This is a genomic window from Streptomyces sp. NPDC029836 (assembly GCF_055574495.1).
Map to the genome: position 1 here is coordinate 120,878 of NZ_JBVHZI010000006.1, position 16,793 is coordinate 137,670.

At 71.7% G+C, this 16,793-nt stretch carries 21 protein-coding genes; 20 read left to right on the top strand and 1 reads right to left on the bottom strand.

Annotation, left to right across the window (positions count from 1 at the left end; all coding sequences use genetic code 11):
• Window positions 1-35: 35 nt before the first annotated feature.
• Genes ACZ4XJ_RS19165 through ACZ4XJ_RS19190 form a run of 6 tightly spaced genes read left to right on the top strand, consistent with a single transcriptional unit; the run spans window position 36 to window position 5,916 of the window.
• Window positions 36-557 carry a helix-turn-helix domain-containing protein gene (locus ACZ4XJ_RS19165; RefSeq protein WP_468496823.1) on the top strand — a complete coding sequence of 174 codons (522 nt, stop codon included), beginning with the start codon at window positions 36-38 and terminating at the stop codon, window positions 555-557.
• Window positions 547-1,779, top strand: a complete 1,233-nt coding sequence (locus tag ACZ4XJ_RS19170; RefSeq protein WP_468496824.1) for a PBSX family phage terminase large subunit — start codon at window positions 547-549, stop codon at window positions 1,777-1,779. Before ACZ4XJ_RS19165 ends, ACZ4XJ_RS19170 begins: the two co-directional genes overlap by 11 nt.
• Window positions 1,780-1,790: 11 nt before the next feature.
• Window positions 1,791-2,033, top strand: coding sequence for a hypothetical protein (locus tag ACZ4XJ_RS19175; RefSeq protein ID WP_468496825.1), 243 nt, complete (start codon window positions 1,791-1,793; stop codon window positions 2,031-2,033).
• Window positions 2,020-3,501 (top strand): phage portal protein, encoded by a 1,482-nt coding sequence (locus ACZ4XJ_RS19180; protein WP_468496826.1) that lies wholly within the window; start codon window positions 2,020-2,022, stop codon window positions 3,499-3,501. Before ACZ4XJ_RS19175 ends, ACZ4XJ_RS19180 begins: the two co-directional genes overlap by 14 nt.
• A gap of 18 nt (window positions 3,502-3,519) precedes the next feature.
• Entirely contained in the window at window positions 3,520-5,742 is a 2,223-nt protein-coding gene (locus ACZ4XJ_RS19185) for a phage minor capsid protein (protein ID WP_468496827.1), read from the top strand.
• 3 nt (window positions 5,743-5,745) lie between these two features.
• Window positions 5,746-5,916, top strand: coding sequence for an Rmf/CrpP fold protein (locus tag ACZ4XJ_RS19190; RefSeq protein WP_468496828.1), 171 nt, complete (start codon window positions 5,746-5,748; stop codon window positions 5,914-5,916).
• Here the strand turns inward: ACZ4XJ_RS19190 and ACZ4XJ_RS19195 are convergent.
• Complete coding sequence (locus tag ACZ4XJ_RS19195) at window positions 5,864-6,244, bottom strand: STAS domain-containing protein (protein ID WP_468496829.1); 381 nt, start codon at window positions 6,242-6,244, stop codon at window positions 5,864-5,866. The genes ACZ4XJ_RS19190 and ACZ4XJ_RS19195 overlap by 53 nt on opposite strands.
• Window positions 6,245-6,394: 150 nt before the next feature.
• Here ACZ4XJ_RS19195 and ACZ4XJ_RS19200 point away from each other — a divergent pair, with 150 nt between their 5' ends.
• From ACZ4XJ_RS19200 to ACZ4XJ_RS19265, 14 genes are all read left to right on the top strand, one after another.
• On the top strand, window positions 6,395-7,063 hold the full coding sequence (locus tag ACZ4XJ_RS19200) for a hypothetical protein (RefSeq protein WP_468496830.1): 669 nt from the start codon (window positions 6,395-6,397) through the stop codon (window positions 7,061-7,063).
• Between the two features lie 64 nt (window positions 7,064-7,127).
• On the top strand, window positions 7,128-7,985 hold the full coding sequence (locus ACZ4XJ_RS19205) for a phage major capsid protein (RefSeq protein WP_468496831.1): 858 nt from the start codon (window positions 7,128-7,130) through the stop codon (window positions 7,983-7,985).
• Window positions 7,986-8,125: 140 nt separating this feature from the next.
• Window positions 8,126-8,518, top strand: coding sequence for a hypothetical protein (locus ACZ4XJ_RS19210; protein ID WP_468496832.1), 393 nt, complete (start codon window positions 8,126-8,128; stop codon window positions 8,516-8,518).
• A complete protein-coding gene (locus tag ACZ4XJ_RS19215; RefSeq protein WP_468496833.1) occupies window positions 8,515-8,835 on the top strand; it encodes a hypothetical protein in 321 nt (106 codons plus the stop codon). The genes ACZ4XJ_RS19210 and ACZ4XJ_RS19215 overlap by 4 nt, the downstream gene beginning before the upstream one ends.
• On the top strand, window positions 8,826-9,188 hold the full coding sequence (locus ACZ4XJ_RS19220) for a hypothetical protein (protein ID WP_468496834.1): 363 nt from the start codon (window positions 8,826-8,828) through the stop codon (window positions 9,186-9,188). Before ACZ4XJ_RS19215 ends, ACZ4XJ_RS19220 begins: the two co-directional genes overlap by 10 nt.
• Window positions 9,181-9,594, top strand: coding sequence for a minor capsid protein (locus ACZ4XJ_RS19225; protein ID WP_468496835.1), 414 nt, complete (start codon window positions 9,181-9,183; stop codon window positions 9,592-9,594). The genes ACZ4XJ_RS19220 and ACZ4XJ_RS19225 overlap by 8 nt, the downstream gene beginning before the upstream one ends.
• A gap of 12 nt (window positions 9,595-9,606) precedes the next feature.
• On the top strand, window positions 9,607-10,074 hold the full coding sequence (locus tag ACZ4XJ_RS19230; RefSeq protein WP_468496836.1) for a phage tail tube protein: 468 nt from the start codon (window positions 9,607-9,609) through the stop codon (window positions 10,072-10,074).
• Complete coding sequence (locus tag ACZ4XJ_RS19235) at window positions 10,071-10,529, top strand: hypothetical protein (protein ID WP_468496837.1); 459 nt, start codon at window positions 10,071-10,073, stop codon at window positions 10,527-10,529. Before ACZ4XJ_RS19230 ends, ACZ4XJ_RS19235 begins: the two co-directional genes overlap by 4 nt.
• 68 nt (window positions 10,530-10,597) lie before the next feature.
• On the top strand, window positions 10,598-10,732 hold the full coding sequence (locus tag ACZ4XJ_RS19240; RefSeq protein WP_468496838.1) for a hypothetical protein: 135 nt from the start codon (window positions 10,598-10,600) through the stop codon (window positions 10,730-10,732).
• Window positions 10,733-10,778: 46 nt separating this feature from the next.
• Window positions 10,779-13,019, top strand: a complete 2,241-nt coding sequence (locus ACZ4XJ_RS19245; RefSeq protein ID WP_468496839.1) for a phage tail protein — start codon at window positions 10,779-10,781, stop codon at window positions 13,017-13,019.
• A 4-nt stretch (window positions 13,020-13,023) separates the two neighbouring features.
• The gene (locus ACZ4XJ_RS19250) at window positions 13,024-13,926 is read left to right on the top strand and encodes a phage distal tail protein (protein WP_468496840.1); all 903 of its coding nucleotides are present in this window, start codon (window positions 13,024-13,026) and stop codon (window positions 13,924-13,926) included.
• 12 nt (window positions 13,927-13,938) lie between these two features.
• Window positions 13,939-14,898, top strand: coding sequence for a hypothetical protein (locus ACZ4XJ_RS19255; RefSeq protein WP_468496841.1), 960 nt, complete (start codon window positions 13,939-13,941; stop codon window positions 14,896-14,898).
• The gene (locus tag ACZ4XJ_RS19260) at window positions 14,883-15,995 is read left to right on the top strand and encodes a hypothetical protein (protein ID WP_468496842.1); all 1,113 of its coding nucleotides are present in this window, start codon (window positions 14,883-14,885) and stop codon (window positions 15,993-15,995) included. The genes ACZ4XJ_RS19255 and ACZ4XJ_RS19260 overlap by 16 nt, the downstream gene beginning before the upstream one ends.
• Window positions 15,995-16,759 (top strand): hypothetical protein, encoded by a 765-nt coding sequence (locus ACZ4XJ_RS19265; protein ID WP_468496843.1) that lies wholly within the window; start codon window positions 15,995-15,997, stop codon window positions 16,757-16,759. Before ACZ4XJ_RS19260 ends, ACZ4XJ_RS19265 begins: the two co-directional genes overlap by 1 nt.
• The last annotated feature ends 34 nt before the right edge of the window (window positions 16,760-16,793 follow it).

The window sequence follows — 16,793 nt, forward strand, 5'->3', positions numbered from 1 at the left end:
CCCTGCGGGCCCCTGGCCGGGCAGGAGGTGAACCCATGGCGCGCCCCATCACCGACAAGGACCGCACCGCAGTTCGCCGCCTGCACGCCCAGGGCATGAGCCGCAACGACATCGCCCGCAAGATCAGCCGCTCACCCTCGACCGTGTCGAAGATCGCCGCGAACCTCGACCCGCCGCTCAGCTTCGACCGCGCCGCCGAGGTCGAGACCGCCACCCGCGTCCGCCGCGCCGACCTCGCCGCGCGCCGCGCCGACCTCGCCATCACGCTGCACGACGTCGCCGAACGCGAGGTCGGCCGGATGACGCAACCGCAGCTGTACTTCGAGTGGGGCGGCAAGGACCACACCTACGCCGAGCGGGTGCAGCCCGAGCCGACCCCCGCCGACCGCCGCACGATGATGGCGACCGCCGGTACAGCCCTTGACCGCTCCCTCAAGTTGGCGCCGCCGCGCGAAGAGGCCGGCGAGGAGTCCCGTTCGGTCATCGGCCGGCTCATGGAAGGCCTCGCCCGGAACTACGCCGAGCGCCACGCCAGCGAGGCCGCCGATGCCGACTGACCTCGCCCTGTCCACCAAGCAAATCGACTCAATAGTCGAGGCCGAGGCGTTCCTGAACCTGTGGGAAGGGTCGGTCAGGTCGGGCAAGACGATCGCCAGTCTTCTCCGATGGCTCGGGTACATCGCCGACCCGCCCACGGGCGGGGAACTGATCATGGTGGGCCGCACCCGCGACAGCCTCGCCCGGAACATCTTCGGACCGCTCACGAACCCCGACGTGTTCGGCGAGGTCGCGCAGGACATTCACTACACCAGCGGCGCCCCCACCGCGACCGTCATGGGCCGCACCGTGCACGCCTTGGGCGCCAACGACGCCCAGGCGGAACCCAAGGTCAGAGGCTTGACGTGCGCGGGTGCGTACGTCGACGAGGCCACCACCCTCCCTAAGACGTTCTTCGACCAGCTCACCGCCCGGTGCTCCGTCCCCGGATCCAAGATCTTCGGGACGACCAACCCCGACAACCCCGCGCACTGGCTCAGGAAGGAGTACCTCCTCCGGCCGCGCGAGGCCCGCCTCAAGTCGTGGCACTTCCAGCTTGACGACAACCCCGGGTTGGACGACGAGTACAAAGCGCGCATCAAGTCGACCCACCGCGGCCTGTTCTACAAGCGCAACGTCCTCGGGTTGTGGGTCCAGGCCGAGGGCGCCATCTACGACATGTGGGACGAAGACGAGCACGTCGTCGACACCCTGCCGCAGATGCGCCGCCACTGGATAGGCATCGACTACGGCACCGTGAACGCCACCAGCGCGATCCTGCTGGGCGAAGGCGTCGACGGGGTCCTGTACGTGTGCGCCGAGTGGCGCTACGACTCCCGCACGGCGCGCCGCCAGATGACCGACGCCCAATACTCCGCCGCCCTGCGTAAGTGGATCGCGGACCTGGGCGTACGGCCCGAATGGACGTTCTGCGACCCCTCCGCCGCATCGTTCATCACGCAGCTGTGGGCCGACTCGTACGAGGGTGTCGCCCGCGCCTCGAACGAGGTCACCGACGGCATTCGGTCCGTGGCATCCCTGCTCGGCGCCGGCCTACTGCGCGTGCACCGATCGTGCGCCGGCCTGCTCGACGAGCTGCCCGGCTACGTGTGGGACGAGGCCGCCGCCGCCCGGGGCGAGGACAAGCCCGTGAAGAAGGCCGACCACTCCTGTGACGCCCTGCGCTACGTCGTCCACTCGACCGCCCATGAGTGGCGGCACCTACTCACCGCACCGCCCTAGGAATCCCCCACATGAGCGCCCCCACCGCCATCCCCACCACGATCACCCTCGACCAGCGCCGCGCCGCCTGCCGCGCTCTGGGCCTGCCCCCGGCCCTGGTCTACGACGTCCGCATGCACGCCCGCGACGGGGTCGACGCCTGCCTGTACGTCCTCGACCGCGAGGGCCGGCGGATCCACCACGGCGAGCAGCCGCTCACCGCCACCGTGCACATACCCCTGTCCGAGGAGGTGACCACCCGTGGCACTCCCTGACACCGGCGCCGCATGGCCACCCCCGCAGTGGGCCCCGATCTACGACCGGATCCGCATCGATGATGCGTGGTACTCCGGCGACTCGAAGCGTCTGGCCCGCCTGCACGGCGACGTCCAGGAGCAGCCCGGACGCCGCCGGTTGTGGGGCCGCCGCTCCCAACCGACGGCGGGCCGTGACAACCGCCTGCACATCCCCCTGCCGGGCGACATCGCGACGGTGTCCGCCGACTTGCTGTTCGCGGACATGCCCGCCGTACGGACCCCGGACAAGCTGACTCAGGCCCGTATCGAGCAGCTGCTCGACGAGGGCCGCGTACAGCAGACCCTGTTGGGCGCGGCCGAGCAGGCCGCCGCTCTCAGCGGCGTGTACCTCCGGGTCACGTGGGACAAGACCCTTGCGGCCCGTCCCCTGCTCACCGTGGTGCAGCCCGACGCCGCGATCCCCGAGCACCGGTTCGGCATGCTGCGCGCCTGCACGTTCTGGGAGGAGCTGCCCAGCGGGGACACCGTCACCGTGTGGCGGCACTTCGAGCGGCACGAGCCCGGCCGTGTCATCCACGCGCTGTACCGGGGGACGTCCAACAACGTGGGCCGCCCGGTCCCGCTCGCCGAGCACCCCGCGACCGCCGACCTGGTCGACTCCCTCGACCCCGGCGGGGACGGGCAGACGATCAGCACCGGTATCCCCCTGCTCACCTGCACCTACGTGCCGAACATCGGGCCCAACAGAAGCCACCGCGGATCCCCGATCGGCCGCAGCGACTACGCCGCCCCGCTCTATGACCTGTTCGAAAACCTTGACGAGGTGTGGACGAGTTGGATGCGCGACATCCGCCTCGCCCGTGCGCGCCTGATCGTCCCGACCGGGTATCTCCGCAGCGAGGGACCGGGCAGGGGAGCAGCCTTCGACGCCGACCGCGAGGTGTACGAGCAGCTGAACATGCCGCCCAACGAGGGGACCGGCATCACGCTGAACCAGTTCGACATACGCGTCGCGGAGCATCAGCAGACCGCCGAGGCGATCATGAGGCAGGCCGCCCAGTCGGCCGGCTACTCCGCCCAGTCGTTCGGCCTGCACGGCCAGGGCGAGGCGATCACCGCGACCGAGTCCGAGAGCCGCGACCAACGGTCGATGGTGACCCGGAAGAAGAAATCCGGGTACTGGCGGCACGCCCTCGCCGACATGCTGCACGTCATGTTGTGGCTCGACGCCGTCCAGTTCGGCAGCTCCCTCGCGCCCGAGCGCCCGAGCGTCGAGTTCGGCGACGGGGTCGCGGAGTCGGAGCAGCAGACCGCTACGACCCTCGACCTGCTCGCCCGCGCCGGGGCCGTGTCCACCGGTACAAAGGTCCGGATCCTGCACCCCGAGTGGGACGACACGGCCGTACGGGCCGAGGTCGAGGCGATCCTCGCCGAGACCGGCGCCACCGCGCCGGACCCCGTGGGGAACTTCCCGCTCGCAGCGTGACCGGCAGGAGGTGAGAGCGTGCCGATTCACCCGGGCATGGTCGAGCCCCTGGCCGAGCGCACCCGCGACCTGTACGCCGCCGCCGAGGACCGGCTACTCGGCATCATCGCCCGCCAACTCGCCGCAGGTCTGGACGCGCCCAGCTGGGCCGAGCAGAAGCTCGGCGCCGTCCAGGCCATGCGCCGCGCCTCACAGGCCGTGGTCAACGAGCTGCACCAGGCCGTCACCCTCGACGTGTTCGACGCGGTCGCCGAGTCCTACAACCGGGGCCACCGCGCCGCCGTCGCCGAGCTGGGCGCACTGTCCGACGACGGGCGCCGGCTGGTCGACGACCGGCTACCCCAGGCGCAGGCCGTCGACCGCCTCGCACAGGAAACCGTCGACGTGGTCACCTCGACCCACCGCGGAATCCTGCGGGCCGTCGTCGACCGCTTCCGGGCCGTCGTCTCGGAGGTCACGGCCACCGTGGCACTCGGCACCGGCACCCGCCGCCAGGCCACGCAGGACGCCATGCGGCGATGGGCAGACGAGGGAGTGACGTCCTTCCGCGACAAGTCCGGCCGCCGCTGGCAGCTCACGAGTTACGCGGAGATGGCTGTACGGACCGCGACCGGGCGCGCCGCGACCGAAGCCCACATGCGCACGCTCGCCGAGCACGGCGTCGACCTGGTCGTTGTCTCCGACTCCCCGCGCGAGTGCCCGCTCTGTCGCCCGTGGGAAGGCAAGGTGTTGTCGATCAGCGGCCCGGCCGGCGCCCGTACGGTCGAGGTCGAGCACGCCACCGAGGACGACGTCATGATCCCCGTCCGCGTGGCCGGATCGCTGGACGAGGCCCGCCTCGCAGGGCTGCAACACCCGAACTGTCGCCACAGTGTGAGCACGTACACCCCGGGTCTCACGGTCGTCGAGAAGGCCACCAGCGACCCCGACGGGTACGAGGCCGGGCAGAGACAGCGCGCCATCGAGCGGAAGATCCGCCAGTACAAACGCCGCCAGGCCGCCGCCGTCACCCCCGAGGCGAAGCGCGCCGCCGGGATCCGGCTCCGGCAGTGGCAGGGCGCCATGCGCACCCACCTCGCCGCGCACCCCGACCTACGCCGGTTGCGTCAGCGGGAGCAGCCCGGAGCGTCGAACCTGCCCGAGCCGCGCACCGCGCCGACGCCCGAGCAGGTCGAGGCCGCCCGGCTGTTCTCCGGCGACGAGAGCACCCCGCGTGAGATGAGCGACGACCAGCTCGCCGCCGCGATGCGCTCCACCCTGCTCGACGACCACGCCCGCGCGCGGGTCGAGGTCGAGGCGGACCGCCGTGACCTGGCCGCCCTGCTCGACCAGGCGCGCCCCGGGGGCCGGCTGGTCGACGACCTGCTCGCGTTGTCCGATGACGAGCTCGCGCGGATCCTCCCGCACCTCGACGACGCCGACACCGTGCGCGTCATGGCCGAGGTCCACCGCCGCAACCGCGCCGGGACTCTGCTGGGCGTGCGCGCGGACCTGGTGCACCTCTCCGATGACCAGCTCGCCGCCCGCTACCGCGACGCGCCCCACGATCAGGAGGCCACCGCCGCCGAGGCCGCCCGCCGCGACCTGCTCGCCCGCACCTTCCCCGGCGGAACGCTGCGCGCCGACCTCGACCAGGCCGACGACGACACCCTCGCGTGGGCCATGTCCTACGCCGACCCCTCCGAGCTACTGCGGATCGCCGAGGAGATGGACCGCCGCGACGCCGTCGACATGCCGCATCCGGCCAGCACCGGCGACGCCGTCGACGACCTGCTCGCCGACCGCCAGGCCCTCGCCGAAGCCCTCGCGCCCGCGCCCGACCCCGACGGGTGGGGCGCCCTGGCAGACGACGCCGTGTGGGCCGCCGTCGCCGCCGGGGACGGAGCACCCGCACCGGCCGCCCCCGAGGAAGGGGAGCACGAGGAGGGCCCGCGGATTACCCGCCGCCAGGCCCGCGAGATGTACGACGAGTACGTCTATCGGCAGTACCTCGCCGCCGAACAGGACTGCAATGGGTACCTGCTCAACAGGAAGGCCGCCGCCGCCGGACACGACCCGGGGGGCTTGTTCTCAGGCCCGGCCCGGATCGCCTACAGCCGCGCCAGCGACGAGCTGAAAGAGTGGTGGAAGGAGCACGGCAGGCTCACGCAGGCCGAGTTCATCACGAAGGCGACCGGGCAGCGCCAGCGCTGGGCCGAGAGCGCCGAGAAGAACGAAGCCGACCAGCAGAACAAGAGGTGAACCGTGGGGGCACGCGCGCAGATCGTCGAGGCGCACCAGAAGGGCACCGAGGCCGGGCGCGCAGGCGAACCGCCGACCGTGTGCCCGTACGGCCGTGACGACATCCTGCGGACCGCGTGGATCAAGGGCTACGCGGCGGGGCGCCGACAGTCGGGGCAGCCGCGCCCGGAGTAGCCGGCCCGACCGGCAGCGTCCCGGCCGCGCCCACCAGGCGGAACAGGTGCCCCACGATGGACGTCAGCGGCCCCAGCAGTCCGAACGCGCAGCCAACCCGCCGCGCGTCCGTACGGGCCGCCAGAAGGACGCTCAGCCCCGAGCAGTCGCAGAACGTCACGCCCCGCATGTCGACGTCGACGCGGTGCGCGCCGCCCGTGATCGCCGCCCGTAGCGCCGCGCGCAGCGGCGGCCGGGTGTCGTAGTCCAGTTCCCCGGCCACGGTTACCGCCACACGTCCGCCCGATTCCGTGACGGACACGCGGAACGGTTCCTCCCCATGAGTCATGCCCCAAGCCTGCCCCATTGCGGGCCCGGCGAAGAGGCAGGGCACCCAGTGTGCCGAGCACCACCCGAAGGGCCCGCCAGGTGCGGGCCCTTTTTGCATGCCCACACGCCCGCCAGGAGCGGGCCCACCAGCCCCAGGAGGGCACCCACCATGAGCACCCCCACCCCCGGCCCGACCGGCGAGCAGGGCACCCCGAGCCCGGCCCCCGGGCAGGACCCGAACACCGCGCCCACGCCCGCCGCACCCCCGGCCGCGCCGGCCCCCGGCGAGCAGGACCCGGCCGCGACGATCGCCCGGCTTGAGGCCGACCTCGCCGCCGCCCGCGCCGAGGCCGGCAAGGGCCGGGTGAACGCCAAGCAGGCAGCGGCCGACACCGCCCGCGCCGAGCTGACCGCGCAGCTGCTCGGCATCCTCGACCCGTCCAAGGCGGGCCAGGAGGCGACGCCGGAGGAGCTTGCCCAGCAGCTCACCAGCGCGCAGGACCAGGCCCGGCAGACCGCCGTACAGCTCGCCGTGTACCGCACCGCAGCGGCGGCCGGGGCCGACCCTGACGCCCTGCTCGACTCCCGCCAGTTCGCCGCCGCCCTCGCCGACGTCGACCCGGCCGACACCGACGCCGTCACCGCCGCGATCAAGGCCGCCGTCCTCGCGAACCCCCGACTCGGCGCCAAGATCACCGGCCCGCCCGTCGGAGGGCGCGAGTTCGGCGGCGCGCCCCCGCAGGGCGTCACCGCCGACCAGTTCGCAGCCATGGACTACACGGCGCGCGCCGAGCTGTTCCAGACCGACCCCACCACGTACCGGCGCCTCGCCGGTTGATACCTCCCGGCACCGCGCCGGGCCCCCGCCCGGCGCCCCCGTGCGCCGGAGAAAGTGAGCAGCAATGCCGCAGACCACCAGCGCACAGATGATCGTCCCCGAGGTCTGGGGCGACATGGCGCAGGCGCAGTTCCTCGGAAAGGTGCGCGTCGCCGGATCCACGGCCGTTGTCGAGGACAACACCCTTGAGGGCGCACCGGGCCAGACGATCGAGTTCCCGAAGTGGGGCGCGCTCGGCGAGCTGGACGACCTGTCCGAGGGCACGCCCATGACGCCGACCCCGATGTCCACCAGTTCCGCCGAGGCCACGATCAAGGAAGTCGGCAAGGCCGTCGAGATCACCGACCGGGCGCGCCTCGTGTCGCTCGGCGACCCGGAGGCGGAGGCCCGCCGACAGTTCGGCATCCTGGCCGCGCGGAAGATCGACGCCGCGCTGATCGCCCAGGCTCAGGCCGACGAGACCGCGCAGGGCGGAGGCCAGCCGCTCAAGATCACCACGGCGGCCGGAAAGACCAAGTTCACGTGGCTGGACGCCATGGTGCCCGCGATCGGCCAGTTCGGCGACGAGTGGGAGCCGTCCGACTTCTCGGGGATCTACCTCAACTCCGTGCAGCTGGGCGAGGCCATGGCCGACCCGCAGTTCATCGACGCGGCCAAGCTGGGCAGCGGCGAATCCGCGGCGGCCTCAGGCAGCATCGGCCGAATCGGCGGGGTGTCCGTGTTCGTGACCAACCGCGTCAGCGCCGGAAAGTTCCTGCTCATCAAGACCGGGTCGCTGGGCCTGCTCTACAAGCGCAGGCCCCTGGTCGAGTCGGACCGCGACATCCTCGGACGCTCCACCGTCGTGACCACGACCATGCACTACGCCGTGAAGCGTCTCGCCGACCGGGGCGTGTGCGTCGGCACCCTCGCCGCGTCCTGACCCCGGAGAAACGATTCCCCATGCTGCTACGCCGTCACCATCCCGCACCGCCCGACAGCCCGTCGGATGACTCCCCGGACGCCCCGCCCGCGAAGAAGCCGGCGGGGCGTTCTGCGTCCAAGGGCAAGGAGGAGTAGCCGGTGGGTCGCGTCTACGCCACGCCCGAACAGCTCGCGATGTGGATGGGCCGTCCCGCGCCGGACGGCGACGCGGCCCGCCTGCTCGCCCGCGCGTCCGAGGACGTCGACGACGCGCTACTCACCGCCGTGTACGACGTCGACGACGACGGAGACCCGACCGACCCGCAGATCGTCGCCGCCCTGGCGAACGCCGCGTGTGCGCAGGCCGAGTTCTGGCTCGCGTCGGGTGACGACGGGACCGGCGCCGGGGCCCGGTGGGACTCCGTCAGCATCGGCCCGGTTGCCCTCTCCGGGCGCCGGGACGGCCCGGGGGACGCGTCCGGGCTCGACCTCGCACCGCGTGCGTACCGGGCGCTGCGCTCGGTCGGTCTGCTGCCGGGGGTGATCTGGTGATCATCCCCGCCGCGTTCCTGACACAGCGCGTCACGGTCGAGCCGTACCTCGGGGATACCGCTTACGGGCCCGCCTACGGGCCGCCCGTCCCCGACGTCCGGGCCATGGTCGCCCCGACCGTCCGGCAGGTCCGACGGGCCAGCGACGGCCGCGAAACCGTGTCGACCGCCCAGGTCATCACCGCCCCGGGCCTCGACTGCCCGCCCGGATCCCGCATCACCCTCCCGTCCGGCCGGATCACGACCGCCCTGTCCGTCGCCGACCACAGCGCCCCCGGCCTGCCCGTCCCCGACTGCATGGAGGTGATGTGCGAGTGAGCCCGCAGCGCAGCCGTCTACGGCTCAACGGTGACGCCGTCCTACGCGGCACCCGCGCGGGGGCGCTGCGGGGCCTGCGCCTGGCCGCCGAGCACGTCCTCACCGAATCCCGTAAGCGCGTCCCGATCGAGGAGGCCACCCTCGAACGGTCCGGCACGGCCACCGTCGACGAGTCCTCGCTCACCGCCGCGATCTCGTACGACACCCCGTACGCGGTCCGGCAGCACGAGGAGCTGAACTACCGGCACGACGCCGGGCGAACGGCCAAGTATTTGGAGGGGCCGATGACCGAGCAGGCCGACCAGGCCGCCGCCATCATCGCCGCGCAGCTGCGCCGGTCCCTACGTGGCTAGCCCGCTCGACTCCCTCGCCCGGTACCTCGCCGCGCGGGCCCTGGTCGTCTACGACCCGGCGGGCGTGTCCGGCGACTGCTTCGTAGAGGCCATGCCGCCGGCCCCCGACCGGGCCGTGTCCCTCGCCCTGTACGACGCGGGCGCGCACGCCTCCCGCGACGACGACCAGGACCGGCGCCTACAGATCCGGGTGCGCGGCACCGCCGACCCGCGCGTCTCCCGCGACCGGTGCGAGGCCCTGCACGACGCGCTGCACGGCCTCGCAGGGGTCGAGCTGCCCGGCGGTATCTGGCTCACCCTCGTGACCGCGCGCGGCCTCCCCGCCCCCATGGGGCCCGACTCATCCGGCAGGCACGAGCACGTCGTGAACCTCGACCTCGCCCTCGCCGCCCCCACCACCTTGTAAGGAGCACCCCCTATGGCGGACACCCGCCCCATCGACGCCCGAGGCTGGCGTTTCGAGGTCGAGGACACCGACTCGGACCCGGACGTCTGGCTTCCGATCGCCGGTATCGACACGTGGAACTACAACCCCAGCGAGAACGAGGAGACGACCGAAACGGTCGCGTTCGACTCCGACGGGCAGTACGAGCAGGACGTCATGCAGCGCGGCGCGTCCCTGTCCCTTGAGGGCAAGTACCGCATCAACAAGGCCACCAAGGCCCGCGACGTCGGGCAGGCGTACATCGACAACGACTGGGCCGAACGGCTCGGCTACGAGTCCCGCAACCGCCTGCGGTACCGGCACGAGACACAGACCGTGTGGCGCGTGTGGGAGGCCACGGTTTCCCCCGGCGAGCAGGGCGGCGGCAACAACGACAAGACGAGTTGGTCGGCCACCTTCACCCGGTGCGGCGCGGCCACGACCATGGCGGTCGCCCCGTGATCGAGAACCACGACGACACCGACCAGACCGCCGAGGTCGCCGACTTCGACGCGTTCTTCGCCGAGCAGACCCGGACCGCGCCCCAGGGCGTTCCGCTGCGCCTGTACGGCCGTGACTACGTGCTGCCGCCGAAGCTGTCCACGATCTTCGCGCTACAGCTTCACCGCGTGCACAACAGCGCCCACCCCGACGACATCCGCCGGCTTCTGGCCGCGCTGTTCGGGCCGGACGCCGTCGACCACTGGGCCGAGAACGGGATGGATGACCGCTCCTTCGGCATCGTCCTGCTGTGGTCGACGTCGAACATGACCTCGCCCGGCTCCATGACCATGGCCGAGGCCGCCGAGGCGCACGACGCCCGCGAGGCCGCCAAGGACTCGGCGGGAAAAGCCCGGCCGCGCCCCCGCCCGAAGGGGAAGAAGGGCAAGCCGCGGAGTTCTGGCAAGCGGTCCTGACCAACTGGGCGTCCGTCGAGGCGGACCTCGCCCGCGAGTACCACCTCGATGAGGACCAGGTCGCGCAGATGCCCGTGCGCCGCTTCCTGGTCCTGCTCGGCGGACTGCCGTCCGAGTCCCGTTTCGCGCAGCGCTGGCAGCGCACACCGCGCACCGTGAACGACCCGGTCGAGATCGCAGCTCTTACCGGCATGCCTATGTAAATAGCGAGTTAGCCGCCTGACCGGTGGCCAAGGGGGTGATCTCCCCTTGGCACTCACCATCGGTGAGCTGACCGGATATATCGACCTCGACGACTCCGGCGCACAGGCCGGTGTCGAGCGCACCGAGGCGGCTCTCGAAGGGCTCCAGCGCGACGCTGACGGCCGTCTCAGGGACATGCGCGGGCGGTTCATCGCCGCCGGTTCCGAGATGGGCGGGGGCCTCGCCGGAGGGTTCGAGGCGGGCGCGGATCGGGCCGGGCGCAGCCTGGCCGGCATCGGCCCGTTGCTGGGCGCCGCCGCCACCTCGACCAAGCTTCTCGCCGGTAGCGCCCTGGTGGCGGGCGGCGCGGTCGCTGCCGTCCCGCTCGCCATCATCGGGCTGGGCGCGAAAGTCCTGGCTGAGAACGAGCAGGTTAAGACCGCGTTCTCGGACATGGCCGAGTCGGCCAAGGCCACCGTCCAGAAGGCCGCTCAGCCGCTGGTCAAGCCGTTCGTCGAGGCGGCCGGGCAGATCGGCCAGACCGTCAAGGACATCGCGCCCCGACTGGGCGAGCTGTTCGCCGGGGTCGCCCCGATGGTTCAGCCGCTCGTCGCGGGCATCGGCGATCTGGTCAAGAACGTCATGCCCGGCCTGGTCAACGTCGTCCAGGCGGCACAGCCGGTCGTCGAGGCCCTGTCCGGGGGCTTCGGCCTGCTCGGCGACGGTCTGTCTGGCTTCTTCGACGGGGTCAGTTCCGGCGCGGCCGGAGCGGCTGAGGGGCTGACCGGTTTTTTCGAGGGACTGTCCGTCATCCTGCCCGCATTGGGTGGGTTCATCGGGACGCTGGCCGAGGCCGGCGGACCGGTGCTGTCGGCCCTCATGGGGGCGCTCGCGCCGCTCGTCGAGACCCTGCTCGACGCGCTCGCCCCCGCACTGGCTTCCCTGGGCCCGCCGCTCGCGCGGCTGATGACGGCCCTGGGCGACGGCCTCGCGCCGATCGTCAACGCGCTCGGGCCCGTGCTCGGCGCGGTCGCGGGCGCCTTCGGCACGCTGATCGACGCCGTCTCGCCGCTCCTGCCGGTCATCGGCGCGCTGGTCGCCTCCGTCCTGCCCGCCGTAACGCCCCTGCTCAACGCGCTCGGCGACATCCTCGTACAGCTCGGTCCCACCGTCGGGATCCTGGTCGAGGCACTGGCCGGTGCGCTGTCCCCGATCCTGGCCCAACTCCCGGGCCTGATCACCCCGTTCGCGGCCGTCATCGGGGAACTGGCAGAAACGATCCTGCCGATCCTCGCGAACCTGATCACTGCCCTCGCTCCGTCGCTCGCGACGATCGGCGCGGCCTTCGGTCAGGTCCTCGTCGCCCTGGCCCCGCTGCTGCCCGCCATCGGTCAGCTGCTCATCGGCGCACTGAATGCGCTGATGCCGCTGATCACCCCACTGATCGGGCTGATCGGACAGCTCGCGGGCATCTTCGCGAACGGCCTGGCCGCCGTCATTTCGCAGGTCGTCGTACCCGTCATCAGCGCCGTCGTGGCGTTGCTGAACGGCGATTTCGGGAAGGCGTGGGACCTCGCCAAGCAGGCCGTGTCCAACGCGGGTCAGCTGATCGGACAGATCGCCGGGAAGTTGGGCGAGTGGATCAGCGCGGGCTTCGACAAGGCGGTTGAGTTCCTGCGCGGCCTGCCCGGCCGCGCGTCTTCCGCGGTGGCTCCCATGGTCGGCCAGCTGCGGGACCGCGCGGTGCAAGCCATGTCGGACTTCAAGAACGGCGTGGTCAACAAGGCGAACGAGGCCGTCGCGTGGATGCGCGGCCTGCCCGGCATGTTGTCGTCCGCCCTGGGGAACCTGGGCTCGCTCCTGGTCGACAAGGGCCGCGACGTCGTGCGCGGCCTGTGGAACGGCATTCAGTCAATGGGCTCGTGGCTCCGCTCCACCCTGATGGGTTGGGCAAAGGATCTGATCCCCGGGCCGATCGCCAAGGCTCTGGGGATCCACTCCCCGTCGCGCGTCATGGCGCGGGACGTCGGCCGGTGGATCCCGGCCGGTCTGGTCAAGGGCATCGAGTCCGGACAGGGCGCGGTCGACCGCACCATGCGCCAGCTCGTCACCCCGCCCGCTGCGCCGGCCCTCGCGTTCGCGGGCGCCAGCGTGGGCGCGGGCCCGTTCGGGCAGACGTCGCCGTTCGGCACGGCCGGGGGCGCAAGCGGCGCGATGGTGCACGTCGAGCACTGGCACGCGGCCGAGAACGGCACACCCGACGACAACGCCCGCGCGCTCGCGTGGGCCGCGAAGGCACGGGGGTGAGCTGATGTCCGCTGGTGATCAGCTCACCTCCCCCGGGCAGGTCCAGTTCGGCGACCTGCTGCTCGGCGCGGGGACGCCGTACCGGTGGAAGACCCTCGCCGGGTGGGAGTCCCTTCCCCCGCTCGACTCCGGCACCGTCCTGCGGGCCGGCGGGCACGGCGCCTACCCGGGCAGTCTGTTCGCCCAGGCCCGCACCATCACGCTTGACCCGCTGTTCATACGGACGCCGTCCCACCGGATCGGTGAGGCCGTAGGCGCGCTGAACGCCGCTACTGGCGTCGTCGTCGACGAGCAGCCCCTCGCCGTGTGGCTCGACGAGCGCGGGCCCCTGCTCGTCCACGCGCGGATCCTGCGGCGGCACATCCCCGTCACGACCGGATACCGGCAGGGCGTCATCACCGGGGCCGCACTCCAGTGGGAGGCGACCGACTCCCGCCGCTACGGCATCCACGAACAGGAGGCCGCCGCCCGACTGCCGCAGGCCGAGGAAGGTCTCGACTGGCACACCGACCCCGGCCCGGAGCACCTGGCCGAGCCGCTGGACTTCGGTACGCCCGGGGCCACCGGAACCCTGATCGCCGTGAACGACGGGGACGCGGACACGCACCCCGTCGTCACCTTCCAGGGCCCCGTGTCCATGCCGTCCCTGACCAACATCACCACCGGCGCCGTCCTCGAATACGACCTCGACCTCGCCGCCGAGGACCGGCTCACCATCGACACCGCAGACGGCACGGTCGTCCTGAACGGCACGGCCAGCCGCCTCTATACCGCCACCTCGCGCAGCGCCGCCGAAGAGGCGTACACCCTGCCGCCCGGCCCCACCGCGCTGATCTTCCGGGCCGCCCCCGGCAGCGACGACCCCGCCGCTTCCGTCACCGTGCGCTACCGCGCCGCCTACTGGTAGGAGGACCCCCTTATGACCGTGCGCGCCGGATGGCTGCTGCCCAACGGACAGACCCGCGAAGACACCCGCCTCGCCCCCCTGGGCACCATGGCGCCCGAAGGCACCCTGACCACCCGCGACGGACTGATCGCCGGAGGCAGCGGACTGGCCGCCACCGGCGTAGGCGCCATGCAGGTGCAGATCAACACCGGCCGCGCCATCATCCAGGGCACCACCGCCCAGGGCGCCTACCCGGTCGCCGTGACCGCGCCGGTCACCCTGACCGTGCCGGACGGGCACGCCCAGCACCCCCGCATCGACGCCGTCGCGATCCGGCTGTACGACGCGCTGTACGACACCAGCCAGCAGACGGCCGTACAGCTGGAGATCGTCACCGGCACGCCGAGCGCAACGCCGAGCGCGCCGGGCCTGCCCAACTCGTCGCTGCGGCTGTGGGAGATCGCTGTACCCGCCGGGACGTCCGCCGGTACGGGCGGGATCAGCTGGGCGTCCGCGCTCACGGACCGCAGGCGGTACACGTCCGCGTACGGCGGGATCGTGCCGCGCGGCTACTCCCTCTCCTTCAACGGCGGGTATCCCGGGCAGTACCGCGACAACGGGGCCGAGCTGGAGCGCTGGAGCGGGACCGCGTGGGAGCCCGTGATCAAGCCCATTCAGTGGCAGGCCCTTTCCCTTCCCGCCGGCCTGGTCGCGCCCGCGCACTCGCCCACGCAGTACGCCATCCACAACGACCGCGTATGGCTGCGTGGGGAGATCGCCAAGTCGGGCGGGGGCAACATCGCCAACGGCACCAACGTGCTGTTCCTGCCCGGCACCATCCCCGCGCCGTTCTGGCTGCACCTGCCGTGCGGCGTCGCGGGAAGCACCGCCCCGACGGGCGCCCTGGTCGGCCGGACCACGTTCACCCTCAACCTTGCCAGCGCCTCGTGCTGGTCGATCTACCTCAACGGGATCTCATGGCCGCGCCCATAACCAGCGCGTACCGCGCCCTGATCTGTGATCTCCGCTCCGATCAACTGCTCGACGTACTGCCGCTGCACGGCGTCTCCCTCGACACCTTCATAGGCAAGATCGGCAGCTGTACCGGCACCATCCCCATCCCGAACGCCCGGATCGCTGCCCGCGTCCGTGAGTCCGTCGTCCCCGGCCGCACGGCCCTGTGGCTGGAGCGCGGCGGCGACATCTGGTGGGGCGGTCTGATATGGACGACCGAGATACGAAGCGACGAGCGCGGCCGGCTGTCCATGGGCGTCCAGGCCGGATCGTTCGAGAGCTACCTCGACCACCGGCTCTTGATGACGTCCGGCGTCGCCGAGGGCATGGACCAATTCGACCTGGCCCGGTACATGGTCGAGTACGCCCAGGACACCACCGGCGGCGACATCGGCATCGAGTACGACGCCCGCACCTCCGGGGTGCTGAGGGACCGCACCTACTCGCGCTACGACCTCAAGACCATCCGCGAAATGCTCGACGGCCTCGCCGGGGTCGAGAACGGGTTCGAGTGGCGGATCGCCGCGCACCGCGACCCCGTAAGCGGGCGCCGGATCAAGCGGTTGCAGCTGGGACACCCGGTCATCCGCACCGGCCGGAGCGACATCGTCCTCACCCGGCCGGGCCCGGTCCTCTCGTACACGTGGCCCGTCGACGCGACTAAGCAGGCCACCGTGTGGCAGTCCCGGGGCGCCGCCATCAACACGAACGCCGCCGCGGATTCCGTGCCGCTCATGTCGGCCGAGCTGGTCGACACCGCCGCGCACGCCGCCGGGTGGCCGCGCCTGGACGGCACCAGCGACCACACCACCGTGGAACAGCTCGCCACCCTCAACCGGCACGCCGCAGGCGACTGGGCCGCCGCGCGCACCCCGCGCACGATCCCCGAGGTCACGGTCGCCCTCGCCCGCACCCCCCTTACCCCCGCCCTGCTCGGCGCGACCGTCCGCCTGCGGATCAACGACCTGATGTGGCCCGACGGCCTCGACGCCCGGTACCGGGTCGTCGGAGTCGCCATCACCGCGCCGGAGCGCGGACGCCCCGAAGTCGCCCGTCTCTTTCTGGAGTTGCCCTGATGGCCGCTGTTCCGCAAGACCTGCTCGACCGCGTCCGCGACCTCGAACGGCGCGTGCGCGAACTCGCCGGGCGCGCCCAGATGCGTCCGGCCCTGACCGAGATCATGCACGGCGATATCCGGATCGGCGAGGGTGGCCGGCTGATCGCCCAGGCCCCGACCGGAAAGGTCGTGTTCGAGTCCGGACAGACTCCGCAAGGGGACTGGGGTATCAAGCTCGCCCGCGAGGACGGCACCCCGGCCCTGACCGTCGGACACGACGTGTCCACCACGAGTCAGATGATCCGCATTCAGTCGCGGGACGAGGGCGCGAAAAACCGTCAGCTCGTTATGGACGACTTCTACTCGGACCGATTTTTGGGCCGTCCGTGGATTCCGCTACAGCTCCACCCCACCGAGCGACAGGACACCGGACAGACCGGTTACGAAATCGCGTGGTGGGGCGGGGGCCCGGCCATCAACGCCGTCGCCGAGATCACGCTCGTAACCTACGCCGCCGCAGGTGGGGGACAGGTCAAGGTCACCAAGGAGTCCGCCACCGGGTCCCAGGTCGTCGCCGAATACGACTGCCCGGCAACCGACTGGACCACCCGCGTAATCACCGTCCCCATGCACGGCGTCGAATACATGGAATACGTGTCGTGGAAAGTCGAGCACCGCTGTAAAACCTCCGGGTCCAACATCGAGACCCGCCTCTATTGCGCTACCGGCCGGAACACCTACTCGGAGGCCGAGAAGCCCAGCGACCCGATTCGCACCCCTTAGGAAGGAGCCCCGCCATAACTCTGCCCGTAACCAT